We start from the raw sequence: 2,143 nt of genomic DNA on the forward strand, positions 1-2,143 counted from the left end.
CGTCTGGACGAACAGGACCTTGCGGCCGACGGTCGCCCCGCCATAGAGGCCGGCGACGGCAACGCAAAGCAGGAAGAACATCTTGATCTGGAACCCACCGGTGCCGAGATAGAGCCCCCAGATCAGGCCTGTAGCAAGAAAGCCGTTATAGAGCCCCTGGTTGGCGGCGAGCACTTTCGAGGCGCTGGCGAAGTCCGGCTTGAGGTTGAACGCCTTGTGGCCGCGCGGCGTGTCCCACAGCACCATCTCCAGATAGACGATGTAGCAGTGGATCAGCGCCACCAGCCCGGTCAGGATATTGCCGATCATTGTCCCCTCCGCTCGTTGGCCCCAACCTTGATCACGCAGCGCTGTTGCAAGGCAAGGTGGGCTGATCCGGAACGGGCGGATCAGGGTTGCCAAGCTGCGCGCCTTGGTATCTTTTCGCGCCAACCCCTTTGCAGCCGGAAACCCTCCATGTCCTTCCAAAAACTCGATCAGCTCGGCCATAGGCTCGAAGCGCTGGAACATGCGCTGGCCATTCTCGGCGCCGATGAGGCGACCCACATGGCGGTTGGCGGCGGCGAGAAGCGCGCCGAGGCGATGTCGGCCTTGGCCGGCATGCTGCACGCCCAGGCTACCGCACCGGAGATCGGCGACTGGATCGCCGCCGCCGAAGCCGAACCGCTGAACGACGAGCAGCAGGCTGCGGTGAGGGAACTGCGCCGCCAATATACCAACCTCACCTGCCTGCCGGTCGAATTTGTCGAGCGCCAGACGACGGCGCGCATGCGCTCCGAGCAGCTCTGGCGCGACCTGCGCGCCAAGAATGACTGGGCGGGCTTCCTGCCGGCACTGGAAGGCGTCGTGGCGCTGGTCCGAGAAGAAGCGGCGCTGCGCGCCGAGGCGCTCGGCCTCGCCCCCTATGACGCGCTGATGGAGCAGTACGATCCCGGCAACCGCGCCGCCGACATCACGCCGGTGTTTGTCGAGCTGAAGGCTTTCCTCAAGGATTTCCTGCCGCATGCGCTGGCGATGCAGGATGCGCGGCTGGCGAAGCACGCGCTCAAGCCGCTCTCCGGCAGCTACGCCGTCGAGAAGCAGCGCGAGCTTGGTCTTGCCATGATGGCGGCGGTCGGCTTCGACCTCACCCATGGCTCGCTGGCGGTGTCGCACCATCCCTTCTGCGGCGGCGTGCCGACCGATGTGCGCATCACCACCCGCTACAAGACTTCCGATTTCCTGTCGGCGCTGATGGGGGTGCTGCACGAGACCGGCCACGCGCTTTACGAACAGAATCTGCCGAAAGCCTGGTCGCACTGGCCGCTCGGCAAGGCGCGCGGCATGGCCGTGCATGAGAGCCAGAGCCTGTTCGTCGAGAAGCAGATCGGCCGCAACCCCGCCTTCTGGCGCTGGGCGCTGCCGGTTGTCGAGAAGCATCTCGGCGAAGCCTGGTCGATCGACGACATCCTGCCGCATGTCCATCATGTGGAACGCGGCTTCATCCGCGTCGACGCCGACGAGGTCACCTATCCGCTGCATGTCATCCTGCGTTACGAGCTCGAGCAGGAGCTCGTCTCAGGACGGCTGGAGGCCGCCGACCTGCCCGAGGCCTGGGATGCCAAGATGCGCGACTATCTCGGCCTGTCGACCATCGACAACCCGGCCGACGGGCCGATGCAGGACGTGCACTGGCCGGGCGCCGCCTTCGGCTATTTCCCGTCCTACACCCTGGGCGCCATGATGGCGGCGCAGCAGTGGGCCGCCTTGACCAGGGAGCATCCGTCAGCCGACGGAGATCTCGCCAAGGGCGACTTCAGCGCCATCAATGAGTGGCGACGCGACAAGATCTGGTCGCAGGGCTCGCGCTGGTCGACGCCGGACCTGCTCGAGCGCGCCACCGGCGAGAAGCTCAACGCCGTTTACTTCACCGAGCACCTGCGCAAGCGGTACGGCGACTGATAACGCCTGCCGGCGGGCGCTACTCCGCCGCGCCCTTGAAGGCGCTCGCTCCGGTCTCGAACTGCAGCTTGGCGAGCCGCGCATAGGTGCCGCCCTTGGCGACAAGGCTTTGGTGGGTGCCTTCCTCGACGATGCGCCCGCCTTCCATGACCAGGATGCGGTCGGCCTTGAGTACCGTCGCCAGCCGGTGGGCGATCACGAT

The 2,143-nt window shown here is 66.0% G+C and carries 2 protein-coding genes and 1 pseudogene; 1 reads left to right on the top strand and 2 read right to left on the bottom strand.

All coding sequences use genetic code 11. The annotated features are described in order from the left end of the window. On the bottom strand, positions 1 to 309 hold a 309-nt coding region (locus EOA60_RS30030; RefSeq protein ID WP_164899655.1), incomplete at its 3' end, for a DUF1304 domain-containing protein. A 147-nt stretch (positions 310 to 456) separates the two neighbouring features. On the opposite strand from EOA60_RS30030, the gene EOA60_RS30035 reads away from it, so the two are divergent. Then, a complete protein-coding gene (locus EOA60_RS30035) occupies positions 457 to 1,941 on the top strand; it encodes a carboxypeptidase M32 (RefSeq protein ID WP_095824092.1) in 1,485 nt (494 codons plus the stop codon). A gap of 19 nt (positions 1,942 to 1,960) precedes the next feature. On the opposite strand, the pseudogene EOA60_RS30040 reads toward EOA60_RS30035, so the two are convergent. Next, positions 1,961 to 2,143, bottom strand: a pseudogene (locus tag EOA60_RS30040) (ABC transporter); the annotation flags it as partial.

Origin of the sequence: Mesorhizobium sp. M1A.F.Ca.IN.020.06.1.1 (assembly GCF_004023265.1) — a bacterium.
Taxonomy (GTDB): Bacteria; Pseudomonadota; Alphaproteobacteria; order Rhizobiales; family Rhizobiaceae; genus Mesorhizobium.

Coding starts and splice junctions, on each gene's coding strand:
- EOA60_RS30035 (WP_095824092.1), top strand. CDS start 457: ATGTCCTTCCAAAAACTCGATCAGCTCGGCCATAGGCTCGAAGCGCTG.